The following is a 23,706-nucleotide window of genomic DNA, read 5'->3' as shown; positions in this document are numbered from 1 at the left end:
CGCGGAGCGGCTCGACCGGAGGGGCGGGCGCGATGCCCACTAGTCCGCCGGAGCCGCCGAAGGTGCCCGACGCACCGACCCTGACCCCGCCGGCGCCCGGGCCCCCGGCACCGGACATGAGCCACACGCTCAGCGTCAACCACGACGACCTCGAGTACTTCGCGAACTCGATCCTGCCGTCGTACCTGAGCCAGCTGGAGACCGACCCGGGCTACTCGGCCATGCTGGGCTTCAGCGGCCAGGGCACGGTGACCACGAAACACCACTACGTCTCGCTGCTGGCCGGGAACTTCGAGAGCGGCACCAACCTGGCGAAGGGGTTCACGCACCTCGCCAGCACCGTGGTGGGTGATTTCAAGACCTTCCACAACCAGATGGAGAAGGGCCGGCTCGACGTCCTGAGCTTCCTGAACCTGATGGACACCGCTCACGACGAGGCTCTGACGGCCGCGCAAGTGATGCAGATCCTGCAAGACGTCATCGCCGTCGGTGGCGGTGGCGGCGGTGGTGGCGGCGGCGGGAAGTAGCGCTCTTCCCCTTCCGGTCGGCTCCCTGTACCCCTGAACCCCTCGACTCACCTGGAGACCTCCGTGCCCATGCTCTGGGAGACGACGCTCGCCGCCTTCAACTCCAAGCAGGCTCCGGTGGAGATCACCACGCGGGACAAGATCGCGGGAGCGAAGGCCGAGAGATGGATCAAGTCCGGGAACATGTCCGTCGAGGAGGGGTACTTCGACCCCAAGGACGCGTCCACCCAGACGTACTTGACGGACGGCACGGGGCTGGGAAACCCGGACGTCTGGTGGGCGATGAACTTCTACGACGGCACCGCCAACAACGGCGATGGCGGCCCGCGCCACTTCAAGATCAACGTCCACATCGACTACGACAAGTGGGGGAACGACCCCAACGGCGTGCTCTCCAAGTTCAACCACCAGGCCGAGTTGATCCTCGACCCGATCATGCCGGACGTCTCGACCGACGTGGCTCCGGACTCCAAGGCGAAGCTCCCGATCAGTACCCGCGGGAACGACACCATCGACCCGCAGAGCCTGCTGGCCGGGGCCAAGGCGATCGAGGACACCACGAAGTGGTTGTCGACCCAGGCCGAGGCGTTCCGCAAGTGGGCGGAGCAGATCGACGGCCCGGGCGACAGCTGGGAGGGCGATGCGGCGGGCGAGTTCAAGAAGCTCCTCGAACGGTTCGCCGTCGAACTCGACGACCTGCGCAACCAGTTGATCGGGGCCAACTACGGGCCCTCGCTGGAGTACGCGGCGTACGGAATCGGCGTCGTCATCAAGGCGGTCAGGACGGCGCAGACGGTCTGGTACAGCACCGGGTTCCCGTACCAGTGCATCCAGGAGGTCCTGTGGGAGGAGATGCACAAGGCCCCCATGTCCTGGACCGCGGAGAGCACCTGGAAGTACGACACCTCCTCGCTGGGCGACCCCCGCAACGACGCCTTCTACGCCGCTCTCGACCAGAAGGCCAAGGAGAGGTGGCTGAAGAAGGTCGCCGACTACCTGGACAAGCCCGGTGACGACGCGATGGCGGCACTGGGGAGCGCGTACGACCCGCTGATCACCAAGCTCGGGTTCGACCTCATGCCGGTCGGCATCACGCTTCCGCCGAAGGAGATGCCGGACCCCAACGACCCCAACAACCCCAACAACCCCAAGAACCCCGACGCACCTCCACCGCCCGGTCTCGGCGACGGCAGCGGGGGAGCCGGCGGGGGAGACGGCGGGGCCGGCGGGGACAAGAACAACCACCTCCCCCCGCCGCCGATCATCGGCGGCGACGGCGCCGGTGGCAGCGGCGGTGGCGGGGGCGGCGGCAAGGGGAACAAGAACACCCACATCCCCCCGCCGCCGATCATCGGCGGCGACGGCGCCGGCGGGAACGGTGGCGGCCTCGGCGCCGGGACGCCGATCCGCGACAAGGACGGCAACGTGCTCCTGGACAAGGACAAGAAGCCGATCCTCCTCCCGCCCGGCGGCTACATCTCGGGCGGCAAGGTCTACGACTCCTCCGGCAAGGAGGTGCTGGGCAAGGACGGCAAGCCGATCGTGGTGCCCCCCGGCGCCAACGTGCCGGCCGGCACCGGCGGAGGCGTGTACGGCCCCAACGCCAAGGTGCCGAAGGGATCGACCATCCGCGAGGACGGCACGGTGGTCGACCCCAACGGCAAGGAGATCCTGGACGCCAACGGCAACCCGATCGTGGTCGAGAAGGGCTCCTCGATCGCCGACGACGGCACCCTGCTGGACCCCCAGAAGAAGCCGATCTCCGACTACATCCAGCGCTCGCGCGACCTCCAGCACGTCTGGGCCTCGGTGGGCGGCAGTGGCAGCGGCAGCGGCAGTGGTGGTGGCGGAACCATCACCTGGGGCGACATCAGCGGTGCGCGCCCGCCGTCCACCGGTGGGGGCACGCCCTGGACCCTGAACCTGGGGTCGGGGGGCAGCAGCCTCGACCAGAACGACGGCTTCGGCGCGGTCGGCACCTACCCGGGGATGTTCAGCGGCGTCGGCGGGGGAGCGTACGAGGGCCTCGGCACCTCCGGCGGCGGCCAGGCCCCCCGGATCCTCAACACCAGCAGCGGAGTCGGCCCCCGGGTGGCGGAGAACGGCGGACCGCCGCCCGCGGCCAAGGTCGCCGGCGCCGGAGCAGCCGCCGCCGAGAAGGCCACGATGAGCCAGAAGGCCTCCGCACTCGCCGCCGAGGAGGCCGCCGCGATGCGGGGCCGCTCGGTGAACACCAGCGGCGGCGGGATGCCCATGGTCCCGCCGATGGGCGGCGGAATGGGCGGCGGCCAGGGCGAGAAGGGCCGGCAGCGGACCACCTGGCTGGCCGAGGACGAAGAGGTCTGGGGCACCGACACCGGTGCGGTCAGCGGAGTGATCGGCCGCTGAGTCGGCGCCGCGTCACGGGAGTGGAAAGGAACACGGAGATGACGTTCTCGTTCGAGGAGCAGCTCGCCCAGGCGATGGCCGCCCTGGAGGAGCAGCAGGTCAAGATGGCCGAGATGACCCGGCAACTGCAGGCGGCGACGGCCTCGGTGACGACCAAGGACCGGATGCTCACCGTGAAGGTGGGCGCGCAGGGCGAGGTGCTCGCGCTGACCTTCCACACCACCGCCTACCAGGAGATGGCCCCCGCGCACCTGGCCGCCGTCCTCAAGGACGTGTTGAACGAGGCCAAGGCCCGGATGGGCGAGCAGATCACCCGGTCGATGCGCGCCTTCGACGGGGTCGGCGAGTCGCTGCGCCTGGCGGTCACCGGCGACCAGGAGGAGGACCCCCTGCTGTCGATGCTGGGAGGACTGGACCTGGACGCGCTGCTGGAGCCGCTCACCGCGATGCGGCCGGGATCCGACCAGACCAAGACCCACAAGCAGGAGGAGTTCAATGGCTAAGCAGTTGGTGAAACTTGAGGACCTGAAGGCGGCGTTCGGCGACTTCGACAAGATGTCCGAGCTGGTCGACAAGGTCTACGGCCAGATCGACCACGTCAACAAGGTGAACCGCACGGCGGCCGGATCCGACGAGATCGGCCAGCAGTACCACGAGAAGGTGGACGAGCCGACCACCAATCTGCTCGAACTGGTCGGCGGCATCAGGGACAAGCTGGCGCGCGTCGCGAAGAACGGCATGAACGTGGCCGACCTGTTCGACTCGACCGACGAGCACAATGCCGGGTTGGTGAAGTGACCCGCCGATAGCGCCGGACGGCGCCCGTTCCCCACCCGCACCGCACGCACAGCACCAGCAGGCTTCGCAGCCGGAGGCTCCCCGCCATGGCCCACTCCTCGATCCAGGTCTCGCCCGGCGTGGCGACCTTCTTCCACATCCTCACCGGGATGCCGTGGCCGGAGTCCAACGAGGGTTTGCTGCGCGACGTCCGGGACGAGTACAAGACGCTCTCCGAGGAACTGCCGCAGCTCGAGGCCTACATCGTGGACCTGGTGGCCAAGTGCCGGCAGCAGTTCGAGGGGCAGACCGCCGAGGCCTTCGAGCAGGACATGGGGCGGTTCGTCGGCCAGGGGAAGGAGGGCACCAACTACATCGCCACGGCGACCGAACTCTGCAAGCAGCTCAGCGAGTTCGCGGGCAAGGTCGCGAACACCGTGGAGTACACGAAGTGGATGATCATCGGCCAGATCGTCCAGCTGCTGATCGAGATCGCGCTGGCCATCTTCTGGTCCCCGTTCACCGCCGGCACCTCGCTCCTCGCAGTCGAGCCCGTCAAGCAGGTCGTCAAGACGATCATCATCAACCTGCTGAAGAAGCTCCTCCAGGTGATCCTGATGCACACCTTCTTCGGTGTGGTGGGCGGCCTGGTGATGGACGGGATCATCCAGGGCATCCAGTTCGGGCAGGGCAACCGGCACGAGTGGGACAAGGACCTGACCAAGCAGGCCGCGATCTTCGGCGCGATCAGCGGCATCATCGCCGGCCCGCTGCACCTGCTGGGCATGGGCCTGGGCAAGCTCTTCGGCAAGATGTTCGGGAAGCTCTTCGTCTCGAAGGAACTGAGCGCCTCGCTGAAGAACCTGGCCGCCGGGATCGCCAAGGGCGGGACCAAGGAGTTCGCGAACCTCGGCGCCAAGGAACTCGGCAATGTCGGGGCCAAGGAACTCGGCAACGCCGGGGCCAAGGGGCTCGGGAAGGCCGGGGCGAAGGAGGCCGGGGCCGGCGCCGGCCGGGCGATCGGGGACGAGGCGGCGAACAAGTTCGCCAACAGCCTCGAAAAGCTCCTGCGGGAGAACTCCGCCTTCCTCTCCAAGGGCTTCGCGGCCGGCGGCAAGACCGGCGCCAAGGCCGGGGCCCAGTTCGCGGAGAACATGGCGAAGTCCTTCGAGAAGCACCTCGGCCCCGCCCTCGGCAAGGACCTCGCCCGCGAGCTGGGAACGGCGTTCGGCAAGGAGTTCGCCCAGAAGTGGGCCAAGTCGGGGGAAGCCCGCGCGGGCCTCGCCGCCGCCCTGCGCGAGATCGCGAGCAACTCCAAGGTCGCCACCGGAGAACTCAAGCTCCTGGCCGAGAAGCTTCCCGAACTCGCCGGCCGCGTCGGCAAGATGAACACGATGTTCGTGCTCGGCCACGTACTCGGCGAACAGGTCAAGAACGGTCTCAACCAGTACCTGACCGAGGGCTTCTACAACCTGATCTTCGAACCGAACCACGAGTTCTCGGCCAGCGGTGCGAGCTTCCTCAGCGGCTTCCTCATGGGCGGCGCGCGCCACCTGATGCACGGCCTCACCTCGCCCCTGATGACCAAGTACGTCAACTTCGTCCGGGACCTCCAGCACGCCGACATCCCGCACGACGGCAGCAAGTACTTCCACCCGCTCCACCCCCTCACCCTGCTGTCCGTGGCCACCAACCTGTCCGGCCACGCCGCGCCGTTCCCGGTGCCCAGGCTCGGCGATCGCCTCCCCGCCCCGACCGAGGGCGGCCCGCACCTGACCAGCACCGAGGGCGGCGGCCGCACCACCTCGCTCACCCCGCCGTCCGGTTCGCACCGCACCGACGGCGGGCCCAGCACCGAGGGCGGGTCCAAGACGGACGGCGGGTCGAACGCGGCCGGCACCGAGAGCGGCAAGTCGACGGGCCCGAAGCCGTCGGTCGGCACGGAGACGCCGGGCGGGGACAAGACCCCCAAGCCCGGCTCGCAGACCGGCGCCGGTGGCCGGACCACCCCGGACCCCGCCACCCGCCGCCCCACCGAGTCCGGGGGTGACCAGGGCAAGCAGACGGGTGGCAACACGGCGACGGCGGGCGGCGGCGACCCGAAGCCGGATCCGCGGCCTGCACCCAAGCCGGACCCGAAGCCGGACCCCAAGCCGGACCCGAAGCCGGACCCGAAGCCGGACCCCAAGCCGGACCCCAAGCCGGACCCCAAGCCGGACCCCAAGCCGGACCCCAAGCTGGACCCCAAGCCCGATCCCAAGCTGGAGCCCAAGCCCGACCACACGCCCGACCCTCCGAACCCCGACCACAAGCCCGACCACAACCCCGACCGCACGACGGACCCCAAGCGGGACCCGAACCCCGATCCGAAGCCCGACCACAAGCCCGACCCGAAGCCGTCCAAGGAGGGCGACGGACGGCCTCCCAAGACCGAGGGCGGTCCGGACGGCAGCAAGGACCCCGACCCGAACGGCCCTCGCAAGGACACCCCCAAGTCCGAGTACGAGCTCCAGCGCGAACACCTCCGGGAACAACGCCTTCAGGGCGAGAAGGACCGTGCGGCGGCTGCTGAGGCTGCGCGTAAGGCGAAGGAGGCGTCTGGTCCGCCGAAGGTGGATGAGGAGGCGCCCAAGAAGTCGGGTGACGGTGAGGAGGAGCCGCGGCCTGACCCGATGTACACGGCGCAGGGTGAGATTCACCGGGATCTGCGTGCGCAGGGTGAGTTGCAGCGGGATCTGCGTGCGCAGGCTGAGGCTGCTCGTAAGGCGAGGGAGGCGTCGGATCCGTCCCTCGTGGACGGTGACGGGGTCAAGAAGTCGGGTGATGGCGAGGAGGAGCCGCGGCCTGACCCGATGTACACGGCGCAGGGTGAGATTCACCGGGATCTGCGTGCGCAGGGTGAGTTGCAGCGGGATCTGCGTGCGCAGGCTGAGGCTGCTCGTAAGGCGAGGGAGGCGTCGGATCCGTCCCTGGTGGACGGTGACGGGGTCAAGAAGTCGGGTGACGGTGAGGAGGAGCCGCGGCCTGACCCGATGTACACGGCGCAGGGTGAGATTCACCGGGATCTGCGTGCGCAGGGTGAGTTGCAGCGGGATCTGCGTGCGCAGGCTGAGGCTGCTCGTAAGGCGAGGGAGGCGTCGGATCCGTCCCTCGTGGACGGTGACGGGGTCAAGAAGCCGGGTGATGGCGAGAAGGAGCCGCTGCCCGACCCCGCGTACGCGTCGCGGGCCGAGATGTTCCGGCAGCTCCGTGAGCAGGGCGAGGCGGATCGCAAGGCGAAGGCGCTGGCGGATCCGTCCTTCGTGGAGCGTGAGGAGGCCAAGGCTCTGGCCGACGCCAAGAGGCCGCGTTCGACACGGGAGCTCAAATTCCGCACGATCGACGACCTGAACGCCAAGAAGGAGAACGACGGCTCCGGTGCCGCCGCGCCGGACTCCGGCTCGGACGGGCGGCCCGAGGGCGGGCCCGGCCCCGCCGGCAGCGGAGTGCAGGACCGAGGACGGTCCGAGGGCAGCCAGACCCAGGTGGAGCCGGCCCCCGCCGACTCCGACCATGCGGGCGGGTCGGGGCCCGAGAGCAAGGCTCCGGAGGTCAAGGCTCCCGAGGTCAAGGCTCCGGTGGAGAAGTTCCCCGGTCAGGGGCACTTGCTGACGGATGGTCCGCCGTCGGTGCCGCCGAAGGATGGGGTGGTTGAGGGTTCGGGTGGTGGTGCTGGGACGGTGCCTCCGGCTCGGAAGACGGGTGTTCACGGGCTTGGTGATGTGAAGGGTCCGGAGGTCAAGGCTCCCGAGGTCAAGGCTCCGGTGGAGAAGTTCCCCGGTCAGGGGCGGACGGCTGATGGTCCGCCGGTGGTGCCGCCGAAGGATGGGGTGGTTGAGGGTTCGGGTGGTGGTGCTGGGACGGTGCCTCCGGTCCGGAAGACGGGTGTTCACGGGCTTGGTGATGTGAAGGGTCCGGAGGTTAAGGCTCCCGAGGTCAAGGCTCCGGTGGAGAAGTTCCCCGGTCAGGGGCGGACGGCTGATGGTCCGCCGCCGGTGCCGCCGAAGGATGGGGTGGTTGAGGGTTCGGGTGGTGGTGCTGGGACGGTGCCTCCGGTCCGGAAGACGGGTGTTCACGGGCTTGGTGATGTGAAGGGTCCGGAGGTTAAGGCTCCCGAGGTCAAGGCTCCGGTGGAGAAGTTCCCCGGTCAGGGGCGGACGGCTGATGGTCCGCCGGTGGTGCCGCCGAAGGATGGGGTGGTTGAGGGTTCGGGCGGTGGTGCTGGGACGGTGCCTCCGGTCCGGAAGACGGGTGTTCACGGGCTTGGTGATGTGAAGGATCCGGGCAAGGAGAAGGCTCCGGCGGAGAAGTTCCCCGGCGAGGGGCACCTGCTGACGGACGAGACCGGGGCGGGCCCGCAGGAGGAGCCCCCGCCGGCGGTGCCGCCGAAGGAGGAGGGGAAGCAGGGATCGGACGGTGGAGAGCAGCAGCAGCCGGCTCCGAAGTCCGGGATTCACGGGCTCGGCGACCTGAAGGATCCGGGCAAGGAGAAGGCTCCGGCGGAGAAGTTCCCCGGCGAGGGGGAGAAGCTGGGTGGCGAGGACGCCACCCGGGACGGGCGGGTCACCGAGTCCGGCCAGCGGGACCAGCGCCGCGACGCCGCCGAGCAGCGCCGGGAGGAGCAGAAGAACGATCCGGCCTTCCAGCAGGAGGCCGCGCGGCGCGCACAGGAGGCCGCGGAGGCGGAGACGAAGCTGGCCGAGCGCCGGAAGCAGCGGGCGGCCGACGCGGCCGTCCGCGCCGAGGCCGACCGGCAGGCCCTCAAGGAGCGGGAGCGGCTGCGCGCCGAGGAGGAGGTCCGCGAGCAGCAGCGGGAGACCGAGCGGCAGCGTCTGCGGGCCGAGGAGGATCAGCGGGAGACCGAGCGGCAGGTACGCCGGGAGGCCGCCGAGGATGCCGCAGAGGAGGCCGAGTGGCAGCAGCAGTTGGCCGACCTGCGGGACAAGTCGGGTGGCGGCGGCGGTGTGCACGGCGATGTCTCCCTGGCCGAGGCGCGGAGGCTGCTCGCCGAACACCGCTCCAACGGGGTCGCCGACCCCATTCACCGGCTGGCGTCCGAACTGGGCGTCAACGTCGAGTCGTTGCGGCGTCATGGCCTGATGCCCGGGTTCGCGGGAGGACCGGGGGAGCGCGGACCCGGCGCCAAGGCGGAGCACATCGAGCCGACGTCCGACCGGAACCGACTCGGCGGCGACGACACCGCTCTCGCCCCCAAGACCGCCAAGTCCGCGAAGAAGGCCGCTCAGCCGGCGTCCGTCGTGACCCGAGGTATCGACGGCGCCGGTGGCACCGTCGACCGGGAGGCGCTGGACCACGCCGCCAGGGAACTCGCCGACGAACCGGGCGAGTCGACGACCGTACCGCCCGGCGAGGTGTCCTCGGCGTCCGCGCCGTCCTCGCGGGAGAAGCTGGCCGCGGGGGCGTTGCTCAAGCTGCACGACGACCTCTTCCACCCGGACGCGCCCCCCGGTGGGGTCACCCGCGAGTTCGAAAGGGTCCGGGCGTTGCGGCGCCTGGAGCGTCTCGCCCGTGACGAGTACCGGATGCGGGTGCCCTTCCTGACCGGCGGCTGGCTGGGCGGCATGGCCCACGAACTGCACGCGCTGCCCGACCGGCAGCGCCCGGTGCCGGAGCACCTGCGGAGGCTGGTGGACACGGCCGTGCTGGTCGACCCGGCGCTGACCGGGGCCGCCCTCCGGGCCGCCCTGCGGGAGAGGCTGGCGGCGGACACGCCGCCGGTGGACGCACCGCACGAGGAGCCCGTCGCGGCCCCCGACCAGGTCGAACCCGTGCCGCAGGGGCAGGAGCCGCGCGAAGAGGAGTACCGGACCCGCCTGGTGACCACGCCCGGTGGAGCCGTGGTCGCGCTGGAGGTGCGGGGAGAAAGCTGGTCGGAGCCGCCGCCGGAGCTGCTGGAGACCGCGCGCAACGTCTACTACTGGAACGATCCCAAGAAGGCGTCCGACGGCGGCCCCGAACCCGTCCCGCAGCCCGGGACCGAGCCCGGCGCCGATGCGCCGGAGACGAGCAAGCACTACAGCCTGACCGACGTCACCGGGCCCGAACCGCTCCTGGTGCTGATGCCCAAGAAGCTCGACGACCTCGACCCCGAGAAGCTCGCCGAGGGCGTGGCGTCCGACCTGCCGCTCGACCGCATCACCCCGGAAACCCCGCTGGTGCTCGTCGGCCCTGCGAGCCTGGGGGCGGACCTGGTGTTCCCCCGTGCGGTGGCCAAGGCGACGGGGCGGACCGTGTGGACCAACTCCGTGGCGACCTCGATGTCCGGCGGTGTCATCAGGGTGAAGGGCAGACTGCGCTCCGCACTGGCGGACAAGCCGGGCGCGAAGGTGGAGCGGGGGTTCTGGATCAAGGAGGTTCCGCCGGACCCGGCCCTCGTGGAGGAGCAGGGTTCCCACACCGTCCAGGTCAGGAAGGTCCACAAGGACAACGGCCGCTTGGTCGACTCGAACTCGACCTACCCGATCGACGCGACGGACCTCGACAGCCAGCCCATCCTGTTCCCGCTCGGCGGGCAGTCGGGAGGCCGGCTCTTCCGGGACGACTCGCTCACCCGGAACTGGGAGAAGGTGCGGGACGGGTTCGACCCGACCAGCCCGCACTTCGAGTACCTGCCGTCCGACTTCTACGACCAGGAGGACATCGCGGCCGCCGGGGCCTCGGACAACCCCGACCTCAGCACGATCGGGCTCGTCCCCTGGAACGTCGCGGCCCCGATCTACGCGGTCATGACGCACGCCACGCACCTCGCGACGTTCCTGCCCACGCTGTCGAAGCAGACGGACGGGACCAGGAAGGTCCACCTCTCGGGCGACGCGTTGGGCCAGGTCATCCGCAGGCGGCCCAGTTTCCGGCGCATGCCCCCCGACGCCCAGATCGTGCTGTTCGCCTGCCAGGCGGGCGCCCGCGGGGACAACGGCCAGGTGGTGGCGCAGCAGTTCGCCAACGCCACCGGCAGGGTCGTCTGGGCGGCCACGACCTCGGTCAACGTGGCCGCCGGTCAGCGCTACGCCCCGCTCGGCCTCCTCAGTGACGAGCACGGCACCCGAGGCCGTTGGGTCAAGTTCGTGCCGGGTACGGAACCGGACACCGAGCAGGGTTCGCACCCGCCGGCGAAGCCGGTGGACCCGAAAAAGAAGAAGAAGGACGACACGGCGAAGTCGAAGGACAGGCGCCTCGGGGCACTCGGCGAGACCGGGCAGGGCGGCGTCCCGCCGGCGGCCCCGCCGACGCCCGCCACGCGGGAGTGGCCGGTGACGGGGCAGAGGTCGGTGGGCGACGGGTCGCACTTCGACGTCCTGCGGGTCCCGGGCGACGGCAACTGCCTGTTCACGTCGATCCTGGCCAGCGCGCCCCGGCAACTGGACTCCTGGGGCCACGGGCACCTGGACGTCAGGGGCGCACGCGCGGCCGTCTCGCAGTGGTTCCGGGGGCAGGAAGGCACCAGGCAGCGGACGGACCTCGACGCCCTGGAGATGAGTCCCCTTCGGTTCCTGCTCTCCGATGACGGTTTCAACCGTGAGCAGTTGGCGGCGATCGCCGGCGCGGAGAACCTGGGACTGAGCAGAGGAGACGTGCTGGAGCACCTCCTCGTGGTGTTGGGCACGGACGGGCCGCAGCGGACGGCGACCTGGGACCGCGTGCTCGACCGGATGCCGGCACTCAGGGAGCTGGTGTGGGTGCAGGCGGGGGACAGGGACCCCCGGCACCTGACGCTGTCCGACCTGACCGATCTGCCGCTCAGCCGATTCGTGGACATGGCGGTGCGCAACCGGGTGCTGTGGACCACCCCGTTCTACGACGAGATCGCGGTGGTGGCCGCCCACGCCTTCGGCATCCAGCTGAGGGTGTACGACCAGGCCTCCGTGCCCCGTCTGTTGAACGAGGGGTCGGAGCGGATCGTCCACATCCTCCGCTCGAATGAGGAGGACATTCGCGTCACCCACTACAGCGCGATGCAGCCGACGACCCCTCGGCCCGCCACGCCGCGTCCGGCCGACGTGCCTGTGGTCACCGAGTCGCAGACCAAGCCGACTCCGCCGCCGCTGAAGGAGCCTGAGCGGACGCCTACGCCTACGCCTGCACCTACGCCGAAGCAGGATCACGAGGGGCAGAAGGAGCCGCAGCAGGAGGAACTGCCGCAGCAGCAGGAGCCTCCCAAGGAGCAGGAGCAGCCCAAGGAGCAGGAGCAGCCCAAGGAGCAGGAGCAGCCCAAGGAACAGCAGCTGCCGCAGCAGCAGGAGCCACCCAAGCAGGAGGACCTGCCCAAGGCATCGGAGCCGCCCAAGGCGTCGCCCCTGCCCGCCCCGCCGGGCCGGATGACGGAGCAGGGCCGGATCAGCGCGGGCGACCGGGTGGTGCTGGTCGACGGGGAGGACGACCAGGTCGTGGCGGCCGTACTCGGACAGCTGCCCGCAGGTGTCTCGGCGAGCCGGCGGGAGGAGATCCGGCAGCGGCTCGCCGAGCAGCTCGACGTCGGGATGCTGGAGCCCAACCTGTCGCGGATGACCCGGGGCGACGATCTGCTGGTGCCCCTGGACCTCGGTGGCGGCTCCGGGACGCTGCGGATCAGCGCCACGCTGGAGACGCCCGTCACGAAGCATCGGACGGAGAAGTTCGAGTTCGAGGACGGCGGAGACTCGTCCGCCGGAGCGGGCACCCTGCGTGAGAGCCGGTCCCGGTGGGGCGGGGGTCTGGTGGTGAGCGGCAAGCCGGCGTCGAACACCGGGTTGTCCGGGCCGGTGAGCGCGATGATGGACCGGAGCAAGGCGGTGACGGTCACCGCGACCGGCCGGATGACCCACCGCAGGAAGACCGTCGAGCCGGTGCTGTGGGTGGACGCGACGGTCCGGCTGGACCTCGACTTCTCCGGGGTCCCGGGCGTGCGGACGCTCCTGCCGCCGTTCTCCCGGACCCCGGTGGTGAACACCGGGCGGACCGGCGCGGAGCAGCGTCCGGAGTCGGTGCGGGTCCCGTTGCCGGTGCGGATCGTCACGCCGGCCGCCGAGGCTGCTTCCGTCGGGTCTGCGCCCGACGAGATCCGCCACGCCCCGCCGCCCCGGGTGCTGCGGACGGCGGCGCTGGGCGGGATGGACGTGGTCAAGAACGTCGACACGCTGCACGGGCGCGGGAACGCCGCCGCGGGTGACACGGCGCTGTTCGGAGCGGCCGGCGAGCCCTCCGGGCTGGAGGCCTTCGGGCGGCAGAAGTTCGGCGACGCCTGGAGTTCGGTGCGGGCCGAGATCCTCGCCCAGCTGGACCTGCCCAGCCTGCAGACCCAGCTGAGGTCGATGACGGCCGGTGAGCCGCTGGAGATCCCGCTGTCCGACGGCCGGGGCAGCATCCTGGTGTCGGCGAAGGTGCTGGACCTGACGTACCTGCGCAACACCGACGCGGGCGAGTTCAACACCGGCACCGACGTCACCAGCGCCGTCACCGAGTCCGACGCCAGGGCCCGGGCGTTGGCACTGGCCATCTCGGCCAAGCAGTCGAGCGGCGGAAAGGACTTCCTCGGGGGCGCCGGTACGGGGGGCGTGAACGGGCAGCGCGGCAGCGACCGGAACATGATCGGTCAGAGCTCCCAGCGGACCGGAACCGCCCTCAAGGCCAAGATCAAGGGCACGCTCTTCGACGGCACCGCCGAACTCGCCCTGACGCACTGGGATCCGGAGGGAGTCGTCTCCCCGGAGCGGGCGACGACACGGCTGGCCTTCCGGGTGCTCTTCGACACCGCGGAATGCCAAGCCGGCGGCACGGAAAGCACGTTCCGTCCCGACGCCGAACCCGGACCGCTCCAGGGGCCGGAGCTGGAACCCGGCTCCCCCGCGCGGGAGCCCAAGCCCGAGCTGTGGGGTTCCGACCCGGCGAAGGGCAAGACCGGACTGCCGCCGGGCACGGTCGTGCTCGATGTCGTCCCGCACGTTCCCGGGAGCACCACCGAGCCCGTCGGGCCGCTCAGGGAGGTCCTGGAGACGCTGGGGCGCCGCACCTTCGGTGCTCAGGGCTGGAACGAGCTCGGCCCGTTGGTGCGCGGGGCCTTCCGCAGCGAGCGGCTCGGGGCCCTGCTGACCGGGATGACCCACGGCATCGACCTCCAGTCGCCGCTGCTGGTCAGGACCGGCGAGCGGGACGCCCTGGTGCTGGCCGGAGCCAAGGTCCAGAAGCTGGAGTACGTCCGGGAGTTCGAGAAGGACGCCGAGCTGAACGTCGTGAACGAGTGGGCGGAGGCCGACGGCGTCCGGGAGAACTCCTTCCACGCGGCGGGCGGCCAGTTCCAGGGCGGGCCCGAGTTCAGGGCCCCCAACACCGTCATGGCGGCCTCCGGCGGAGCCGGCCGTACCACCCGGTGGCGCAGCGGCGACCGGGCGGCGGACTCCGTCAGCGGTACCGCCAACGCGAAGTTCGCCGAGAAGATGGTCGTCTACCTGGCCACCGTCGAGCTCGACCTCAAGGTCGTCGAGAACGGCGGGGACGGCTCGACCGCGCCCCAACGGGCCCTGGTCCGGACGCTGTTGGCCGTCCCGCAGTCCCTGACGGCATCGCACCGCACGCCGGAGGGCGAGGGTCTTGCCCCGGCCCGCCTGGTGTTCGACCGCCCGAAGGTCCAGCCCGTCGACGAGACCCCGCAGGTGGAGGAGGCCCCGGTCGTCGAGGGGACGCCGGGCGTCGAGAACATCCCGCTCCTCCCGAAGGCGCCCAAGCCGATCCTCGCGCCGGACCGGACGCCCAGCGTGCAGCCGCCGTCCCGGGTGTCCCGGACCGGCGAACTCGGACCGTCCGACCCCGTGCTCGGACTGCAGGACGCGCGGGCCGTCCTCGACGCCGTGGGCGCCAAGCTGAAGCCGCTGTTCGGCCGTCACTGGGCCTGGGTCGAGGCCGCCCTCGCCCCCCGCCTCGACGAGACGGCGCTGCGCCCCCGGCTGTCGGCCCTCACCACCGGAGGCAGCCTGAGCGTCTCGGTGTCGCATCAAGGGTTCACCGTCGAGGTCCGGGTCGCCCGGGCCAAGGTGACCATGCGGGATTACCAGGAGCTGATCGAGAAGTGCGAGTTCGAGCGCGGCGGTGAGACGGTGTCGTCCATCGGGGCGCTTCGCGACGTGCGCAGCGGAGTCAGCGTGGCGGCGGCGATCGAGGGGAAGTTCCCGTACGTCGCGGTGACGCTCGGCCAGTCGTCCGCCGTGCAGGAGACGGTGGGCGCGACGCGGGACGCCGTGACCGGCCGGTCCGAGAAGGAGAAGACGGTCGAGCGCGCGGCCCGGTTCACCGGTGACGTGGCCTTCGACATCGAGATCGTGGCGAAGTCGACGCTGCCGAAGGCGCTGCTCGACCGGTCGGACCGGCGGAATCTCGCCCACGCCTCGGGCGGGACGACCGCCGTCACCGCGGCGGACTTCGTGTTCCCGGTCCGTGAACTGCCCATCGACCCGAAGACCGGCGTCGCCCCGGCCCCCGACACCTTCCGTTCGGTGCCGGAACGGATCGTCTCCTCCGGCGTGCTGAGCGGCTCCGACGTGGTGCTGCGGGTCTGGGCCCCGGAACCCAAGGGCGGCGCGGCCGGCCAGGAGGACGGGACGCCGAAGCCCCCCGTCGGCGCCCAGCCGACGGGCGCCGGCCAGGTCGCCCGCACCTCGTTGCTGGACCAGCTCGACGGCCGCGGACGGGAGGTGTACGGCGCGAGCTGGGGGCGGGTCCGGCGGAGGTTGGCGCCTGCCCTGCTGCCGGGAGCGCTGCAGTCCCGGCTGCGGGCGCTGATGGCCGGCCAGGAGCTCCTCGTGAAGGTGCCCGGTGGCACCGTCGTGCTCCGCTGGGCCGGGGTCCGGGAGATGCGGCACACCGCCGACACGGTCGAGACCGAGTTCGCGACCGGCGGCAGCAGCGGCGTCGCCCACGGCGGCCCCGACGGGACGGCCGGCCAGAACCGGGGCACCGACGAGACCTTCACCGCGCGGGTGGTGGGCACCACCGACCCGCTCGGGGCGGTGCCCGTCGCCGTCGTGGCCGGCGGCACTCTGAGCCACGTCCGGGGCCAGGAGCGGACCGCGGAGCACGACGGCGTCGGCCGGACCGGCGTGGCGACCAAGACCAAGGTCGCCGGCAGCGTCTTCGAGGGCGCCGCGATGATCCAGGTCGAGATGCGCCGCAAGGGGTCGGCGCGGCCCGTCCGCGGCACGCTCCCCGAGGAGGCACGGACCGAGCGCCTTCGCCAGGAGGCGCTCCGTCGCGAGACCGAGAAGCTGCCTCAAGGTGCGCCCCTGCCCAAGCCGTTCGGAGACGAACTCGATCGGCAGGGCCGGCGGATCCAGGAGTCGGCCCGCTCCTGGCGGGACCAGGAGGCCGCGAAGGAGGCCGCGAAGGAGGCTGGAAAGGAGCCCCTGAAGGAGGAGGCTCCCAAGGACGGCAACGCGGAGAACGCCGCCCCGGCCACCCCGCACGGCGCCGGCGGCCCGAGCACGCCCGCCGCGCCGACGACGCGGAGGCGGGGTCGCCGGCAGGCCACCGTCGCCGTCGAGGTGGGTTTCGAGGTCCTGCTGGAGACCTCCGACACGCAGCCGGTCACCACCCGGGAGCAGGCCTCCTACCAGGCCCCGCGCCCCGGTCGGGAGACGGTCAAGCCGAAGCGTGGAACCAACGAGATCACCCACCCCGTGCCGCCCAGGGAGGTCTGGGAGGGCCTCCGCTCCGAGGACCTGGTCGTCGACCTGCCCGACGTCGGCTCGCTGCGCAACCTGCTCACCACCCTGGGCCGGAACGAGTTCCGGCTGAACGAGAACTCGGCCGCCATGCGCAAGCTCAGGCGGATGTTCGACCGGGGCCCCCTGATCGACGCCCTCCCGGACCTGACGGCGGGAGGGGAGCGGGTCAAGACCCTCCGGCTGGGCGTCCTCGACACGGTCAGCGTCACGGTCAAGGCCGAACTGGTCGGCCTCGGCCAGGGGCGTGAGGAGAAGAAGTCGGAGATCGCCCAGTCCGCCGAACTGGCGACCCGCTTCACCGAGCGGGCGCTGTCCTCCCGGATGACCCAGCTGATGGGCCAGCTCGGCGTGGAGTTCTCCAAGGTCAAGGGCAAGATCATGGCCGGGATCACCTTCGGCGGCGGTGCGGGCCGCCGCACCGGCGGTGAACGCACCCTCGCCGAACGGGCCGTGGCCAACTCCAAGTTCCCCGAGCCGCTGGTGCGCTTCCAGGGACACGTGAAGTTCACGATCTCCTTCGGGCACCGCTCCGGCCCCTGGTCGTGGCGGCCGCGGACGGTGACCGGTGACGTCCCGGTCGTGGTGGGCATCCCGAAGAAGTCGATCACGCGGGAGTACACCGGGCCGGACGACACCTACTTCACCAAGGAGAACTGGCGCACGGGCCGACGGCCGTCCGACCCGTACGACCTTCCGCCGGACACGGAGGAGGTACCGAAGCCTGCGGAGCCCAAGCCTGCGGAGCCCAAGCCTGCGGAGCCGAAGCCCGAGGAGCCGAAGCCTGCCGCCCCGGCGTCGAACGACATCGCGGGGCAGGTCGCCGAACTGCTCGGTGGCGCCTCCGGACAGCTGAAGCCGCCTGCCCCGAAGCCCACCGGGCAGGACAAGGAAGAGCCCAGGGAACAGGACGCGGAAGAGCCCAAGGAACAGCCCAAGGAGTCCGAGCCGGAGATCCACCAGGAGAACCGGGCCGAGGAGCAGTCCGAGGAGCAGCCCGAGCAGAACGACAAGGCCGAGGAGCAGCCCGAGCAGAACGACAAGGCCGAGGAGCAACACGAGCAGAACGACAAGGCCGAGGAGCAGCCCGAGCAGGAGAACCGGGAACAGGAGCAGCCCAAGCAGCACGAGGCCCCGGAACCGCCGAAGGACACCGACACCGAGCCGCAGCACGAGCAGGAACAACTCGCCCCGCAGCCGCCCCAGTTCCTGCTGGCGCAGGCCAATCGGGGTGTGCCCGGAAACCGGACGGGCTTGCGGATGGCTTCGGGAGCCTTCGTCGGCGCCGAGGGCCGGCACAACAACGCCCCGTCGGACGTCCTGCAGTTGACCCGCCGGCTGGAGGAACTGGGCGCCCTGGAGCCGGTGGACGCCGAGGCCGTACGGCAGCAGGCCGAGCCGCTGCTCCGAAAGATCGAGGAGCGCCGGGTCAGGCTGCGCAACGCGCCGCCGCTGAAGAGCCCGGTACCCGAGGCGGCCGTCGAGCCGCTGGTACGGGCGGTGACCGGGCACCTGGGCTCGGTGCTGTCGCCCGAGCAGGCCCGCACGCTCGGGCTGGAACTCACCGACAGCATCGGCCCCGGCGCGGTGAACCGTCCGGACGACGTGCTGGCGGCGGGTCGCCGACTGCACGAGCTCGGGCTGCTCGACGACGCCGCGCTCGCCGCCCTCGCCGGAGCCCACGCCTCCGGAGCCGCCGTGGGCCCGCCGCCGCAGGCCTTCCTCGACGGCCTGCTCGCGCTGCGCGCCGACCACCTCGGCGGCCGGTTCGACCTGCCCGTTCCGGACGGCGGCCGCCAAGTCGCGGACGCCATGCGCGACCTGGCCCGGCGTGGGGTCGTCCTGGAATGGCGCGCCTCGGGTGCGCTCGACCTGGAGAAGACGGACTTCGCCACCTGGGCACTGGACGGCCCGGCGGACCAGCCGCCGCCGCTCGCGGCCGGCAGCACGCTCAACTGCTGGGAGTCCGTCCTGCTCACCGCGCACTCCCAGGGACTGGTCTCCTGGGAGTGGATCCACGACACGTACGCGAGCGGTCTGGACGGACCGCAGTGGACGAAGAACCTGATCTCCCGCCTGCTCCCGCACACCAGGACCAGCTACGACTCGACCGCCCACGACACCCCGCTGCCCCGCGAGGGCGACATCGTGGTCTACGGCCAGGGCAACCACGTGGCCGTCGCCACCGGCCGGACGGACGAGAACGGCGTACCGGTGCTGCTGAGCTTCGGCGTCAGCCCCACGGACGACGAGGCCGAGGTCAACCGGGTCATCGAGATCGGCGCGACGGACCTCTACACCGGCGGCGCCGATTTCGGCCCCGGCCCTTGGAGCGTGCAACCCGTACCACTACCCGATACCGCTCCGCCGCGCGTGGAGCAGGTGCCTGCGGCTGAGCACGTGGAGCCGGTTGTGCCCACGTTGCCTCCGCCGCCTCCGCCGCTTCCGCCGCGTGTGGAGCACGAGCAGGAGCAGGTGCCTGCACCGGTGCCCCTGCCGGTGCCTGCGCCTGAGCATGTGGAGCCGGTAGTGCCGCCGCTTCTGCCGCACGTGGAGCAGGAGCAGGAGCCTGCTCCGGTGCCGGTGCCGGTGCCTGCGCCTGAGCACGTGGAGCCGGTTGCGCCCACGCTGCCCACGCCGCCTCCGCCGCCTCCGCCCGCCGGGCCGCCGAGGGCGTCCGACATCCTGGAGCTGAGTCCGCACGACCGCCTCCTGACCCTGGACTCCCTCTCGCCCGAGACCCGTCGCTCCCTCGCGGCGGACACCGACTTCGTCGGGCCTCTGCGGGACGGGCTGTCCTCGGCGGAGTTCGCGACGGTGGCCGCCCGCTTGCTGGTGGATGTCGACCACCGGGTTCACCGGCCGGTATCGGCGCGGCAGAAGGCGCACGCCGAGCTGGAGCTGGTCCTCCAGAACCCGGAGGTCGCCGCCGGCCTGCTGCTGCGGGAGGTACGCGTGGTGGTCGTGCCGCGCGACGTCGCGATGACCGAGGTCGAGGGCTTCCACCACCTGGCCGGCACCACCGTCGGCGAGGGCGGCCGCCGTTGGGAGACCGTCCGTGGCGCGGCCGAGCGCGAGCGCATCGCGGTGACCGAGGAGAACCTGCTCGGCGAGGAGACCAGCATCGGTGAGGACACCGACACCGACACCGACACCGGCGAGGTGTCGGGCTTCGCGGACGGCTACTCCTCCACCACCCACGAACTCGCCCACGCCCTGCACGAGTTCAGTCTGACCGACGAGGAGCGCGAACTCGTACGGGACGTGTTCCTGGGCAGCCACATGGCCGACACCCTGAGCCAACTGTTCGACACCAGGTCGACCGCGGCCTGGCCCGACGGATCGGTGTACGACGAGAAGGGCAACCTGGTCGGCAACTACTCGTCCTCGGACGAGCGGGAGTTCTTCGCCCAGCTGGCCAACGTGTACCTCGGGACCAACCGCGGCAACGACCCGGACACCCGTCTGCCCCGCAACAACGGTGCCGGGTGGGTGCGCGAGCACCAGCCCGAACTGCTGCCGATCCTGGAGCGGCTCTTCGGAGAGGAGCCGGACACCGCCCAGGCCGGCCCGGTCAACCCGGTCCACGCGACCCGCGCGGACAACGGGATGCTGGAGGGTTTCCGCGAGTTCCTGCACGCCGTCGACGGCGAGGGGGACGTCGAGGACCTTGAGCCGCCCGCACCGCCGCAGCCGCCGTCCGCGGCCGACCTGATCCAGCAGATCCTCAACCCCGCCGGAGCCGGCAGCAGTTCGGCTGCTGCGGCCCCGCCGAAGTCGCGGGGGCCGAACAACGGAGCGGGGGGCGGGAACGGCTCCGGCGGCGGAACCCAGGCTGGGCGTGGTCGTGGGGCCAACACTGATGCTGCTGCGGTGCCGCCCGGGGCTGGTCGTGGGCGTGGTCGTGGGGCCAACACTGATGCTGCTGTGGTGCCGCCCGGGGCTGGTCGTGGGCGTGCTCGTGCGGCTAGCGCCGATGCTGCTGCGGTGCCCGGGGCCGGTCGTGGGCGTGGTCGTGGGGCCAACACTGATGCTGCTGCGGTGCCCGGGGCTGGTCGTGGGCGTGGAACCGTGGCGACGGGAGGGAACAGGGGGCCCCGCTCGACCTCGCAGCCGGGCAGCCAGATCGCGCGCGTGGTCGAAAGGGACGGGCAGCTCTACATCGTCAAGGGAACGCCCGGCGAAGCCGGCTCCGAGCAGCCTCTCGACCTGCGCGCGCCCAGCCTTGACGCACCCCTGGGACAGGAGACCGACTCGCTGCGCGGAGCCTTCGGCCGCTCCCTGGACCGGATGGCGCGAGTCATGATGGACGTCGACCGGTACGGCAGTGGCGAGAATTTCAAGGTCATCGGCACGCCGCACCTCGCCCTGACCGTCATTGACGGCGCGGTCCATGTCGCGGGTAACTCCGGAATGAACGAGCACAAGAGGACGGATGCGACCAACCGTCTGAGGAGCCTCGACACGCCGGAGGGCCAGGACGGCAGGAACCACGACCTGGGGAAGCTCCGCGAGATTCGGGACGGGAAGTACCGGGACAAGGACTTCCTGGGCTTCGACGACCACGGCGGAGGATTCGATGCGGTCCGCGAGGCGCTGAAGGACCCGAACAAGATCGTGTGGCACCCCAACGAGAGGGACAAGGGCACGGGATGCCTCCACGGTGAGATGGACCTCCTGAACGAGGTCGAGACGCGGATGCGGGCGAAGTTCGAGGCCGCGAAGGCGGCGAAGGCGGCGGAAGAGGCGAAGGCGGCGGAAGAGGCCAAGAAGAAGGAGACGGAGGAGGCCGAGAAGGCGAAGGCGGCGAGCGAGGGGACGCCGGAAGCCGAGGCGAAGGACGACGCGACGGAGGAGGGGCAGAAGAAGGACGGCGAGGCGAAGGACGGCGAGGCGAAGGACGCCGAGAAGACGGACGACGAGAAGACGGACGGCGAGGACTCTGACAGCGAGGACTCGGACGGCGACGCGCCCAGCCGCGGGAGTGGGCCGACGGCCGAGGAGAAGGGCAAGGGAAGGGCCGACCAGCTGGGGCTCACGCCGTGGCCGATCGGTGGCAGGAAGCGCGACTGCATGGCGTGCCACTGGGGCCATGCCATCTTCAACAAGCACATCGCGAAGGACCTCGGCTTCGTCGTGGTGACGGGTGGTACCCACGGAAAGATCTTCGGCGGCTGGGCGGCACCGGACTGCATCACGCAGCACAAGGAGGCGATGGCCGACCTGACGGCGAAGATCACCGGGACCGACGTGCCCATCAAGGGCGGCACGGCGAAGCTCGACTTCGTCGACGGTGTGATCGTCGCCCCCCAGGGCTTCTCGCCCGGAATGGGCAGTCATGACGAGCCGTACATCTCCGACTCAGACCCCGCCGCCGACACCGATACGGGTTCCGAATTCGAGGACGCCGACGAGTCGTCGAGCTCGGCCCCGAAGGACACCAAGGGGACGGCCTCCGGGCAGTCCACCACCACTCCGCAGACCATCACCACTCCGCAAACCTCCGCCGCCCCGCAGTCGAGCACTGCCCCGCAAACGACCACGCCCCCGCAGCCCACCGGCGGATCCGGGTCGACCCCGGCCGGCGGGAGCAACCAGGGGTCCGGGCACGGCCGGGGCCGGGGAGGCCCCCGAAAAGGCCGTGGCCAGAGCAAGGACCGGAAGCCGAACGGCTGACGAGTTCGTCCGCAGCTGAACCTCCGGGCACCTCGCGTCCGTCAAGACGGGTGGACGTGCCGTTCGGCCGCCTCGACCGGGGCCGACCGGCGGCCGTCCCTGCCGAGCATCGTCATCGAGGGCCAGGGGGCCAGGGTGGGCAAGGACCGGAGCGGCCGGGGGAGTCGGACGGAAGGGACGGAGGGCGGCGGGATCCAGCTACCCGCCGTGGCATGGGTCGTGCCCGAGGAGTTGGAGGCCCGCCCGGCATCGTCCGCGAGCGCCGCGTCCGCGAGCGCCGCGTCCGCGAGCGCTGCGTCCGCGAAGGTGGAGCCCGCCGAGGCCGAGCCCGCGGCGGTGGCTGCCGCCGGCGCCGTGCCCGCCGTCGAGGCCGCGAAGCCTGCCGCGGGCGCCGCTGCCGCGGCCGCCGAGGCGCCCGCCGGTGTGACCGCCGTCCCGGGCCCGTCCCCGGCCGAGGAGGAGGGCGTCGGGCCGCGCCGGATCTCGCGGCCGATGGTGGCCGCGGCCGTGATCGCGGGCCTGGTACTGGTCGGGGTGCCGCTGGGTATCGCGAAGTTCGGCGGGGACGACCCCGGTCCGTCCGGTGCGGACGGTCCGCCGCCGGCCGGGTACACGCAGCAGGACGGCGGCAACGGGTTCGTCCCGGGTGCCGACGCGCCGGGGAACCCGGTGGGCGAGCAGCCCGTGCAGGTCGCTCAGCCGGTCGAGGGCCCGCCGCCCGGTGACGCCGGCGCGGCGGCGGCCGGTGGGGCGGCCGCCGCGGCCGGCGGTGCCGTGCCGGACCAGGGCGGCGGCCAGGCCGTACCGTTCGCGGGTCGGGTCCCGGCGGGCGGCGGTGCGCCGTCGACCAGCGGGAAGCCGGACGCGGGCAAGAACACGGGCGGTGGTGCGCCGGCCAACCAGGGCGGTGGTGGCGGTGGCGGTGGCGGTGGCACCGCGGCGGGAGGCGGAGGCGGAGCCCCGCAGACCCAGCCCCAGACGCAGAATCAGCCCCCGCCGCCGCCCGCCGCCGCCCAGCAGCCGGCGCCGCCCGCGCCCGCCCAGCCCCCGGCCAAGCCCGCGCAGCCGGCCCCGCCGCCGGCGCCGAGCTTCGCCGCGGTGGCGGGCCCGGGGTGCAGCGGTGGGGGCGCCCAGGCGCGCGGCTGGTTCGACAAGGGCCAGGAGGGCTGGCGGAACAACTCCGGCGGCTACTCGGGGGACGGCTGCAACGGCGGCTACTACTCGATGCCGATGTCGGGTGACGCCAACAAGGACCACGACAACTCGGTGGTCTGGACGTTCTCCACGGGGTCGGTCACCACCGGCACCTGCAAGCTGGCGGTGTACGTGCCGAACAGCGGGGACGTCAAGGCGGTCGGCGGAACGTCGTCCCTCTACACGGTGCAGAGCGGTTCGGGGTCGGGCTCGTTCAACGTCAACCAGGTCGGCAACCGGGGCCAGTGGGTCACGGTCGGCCCCTTCCAGCTCAACGGCGGCAAGCTCGCCGTGACGCTGCACGACCGCGGCCAGGACTGGCAGGGCAGCGACAAGCAGACCTACGCCCACCACGCCGCGTCCGCGATCCGGGCCAACTGCACCGGGTGACCCCGCTG

General features: G+C 71.5%; 6 protein-coding genes. All 6 read left to right on the top strand.

What is annotated here, in order from left to right:
* Window positions 1–32 precede the first annotated feature (32 nt).
* The 6 genes from AB0R04_RS21970 to AB0R04_RS21945 all read left to right on the top strand — a co-directional run bounded on the left by AB0R04_RS21970 (window position 33) and on the right by AB0R04_RS21945 (window position 23,698).
* Window positions 33–527 (top strand): hypothetical protein, encoded by a 495-nt coding sequence (locus AB0R04_RS21970; RefSeq protein ID WP_363373621.1) that lies wholly within the window; start codon window positions 33–35, stop codon window positions 525–527.
* A gap of 63 nt (window positions 528–590) precedes the next feature.
* On the top strand, window positions 591–2,915 hold the full coding sequence (locus tag AB0R04_RS21965) for a hypothetical protein (protein WP_363373618.1): 2,325 nt from the start codon (window positions 591–593) through the stop codon (window positions 2,913–2,915).
* 38 nt (window positions 2,916–2,953) lie between these two features.
* A complete protein-coding gene (locus AB0R04_RS21960; protein ID WP_363373615.1) occupies window positions 2,954–3,418 on the top strand; it encodes a YbaB/EbfC family nucleoid-associated protein in 465 nt (154 codons plus the stop codon).
* Window positions 3,411–3,713 carry a hypothetical protein gene (locus AB0R04_RS21955; RefSeq protein ID WP_159398568.1) on the top strand — a complete coding sequence of 101 codons (303 nt, stop codon included), beginning with the start codon at window positions 3,411–3,413 and terminating at the stop codon, window positions 3,711–3,713. The genes AB0R04_RS21960 and AB0R04_RS21955 overlap by 8 nt, the downstream gene beginning before the upstream one ends.
* Window positions 3,714–3,799: 86 nt before the next feature.
* Window positions 3,800–22,114 carry a hypothetical protein gene (locus AB0R04_RS21950; protein ID WP_363373612.1) on the top strand — a complete coding sequence of 6,105 codons (18,315 nt, stop codon included), beginning with the start codon at window positions 3,800–3,802 and terminating at the stop codon, window positions 22,112–22,114.
* Between the two features lie 207 nt (window positions 22,115–22,321).
* Entirely contained in the window at window positions 22,322–23,698 is a 1,377-nt protein-coding gene (locus AB0R04_RS21945) for a hypothetical protein (protein ID WP_363373611.1), read from the top strand.
* The last annotated feature ends 8 nt before the right edge of the window (window positions 23,699–23,706 follow it).

It is taken from the genome of Kitasatospora sp. NPDC056731 (assembly GCF_040687675.1).
GTDB lineage: Bacteria > Actinomycetota > Actinomycetes > Streptomycetales > Streptomycetaceae > Kitasatospora.
This window is presented reverse-complemented; position numbering and strand designations above follow the sequence as displayed.

What these genes read in the sequence shown, in the direction of transcription:
- AB0R04_RS21950 (WP_363373612.1), top strand. Translation starts at nt 3,800, where the DNA reads ATGGCCCACTCCTCGATCCAGGTCTCGCCCGGCGTGGCGACCTTCTTC.
- AB0R04_RS21960 (WP_363373615.1), top strand. Translation starts at nt 2,954, where the DNA reads ATGACGTTCTCGTTCGAGGAGCAGCTCGCCCAGGCGATGGCCGCCCTG.
- AB0R04_RS21955 (WP_159398568.1), top strand. Translation starts at nt 3,411, where the DNA reads ATGGCTAAGCAGTTGGTGAAACTTGAGGACCTGAAGGCGGCGTTCGGC.
- AB0R04_RS21970 (WP_363373621.1), top strand. Translation starts at nt 33, where the DNA reads ATGCCCACTAGTCCGCCGGAGCCGCCGAAGGTGCCCGACGCACCGACC.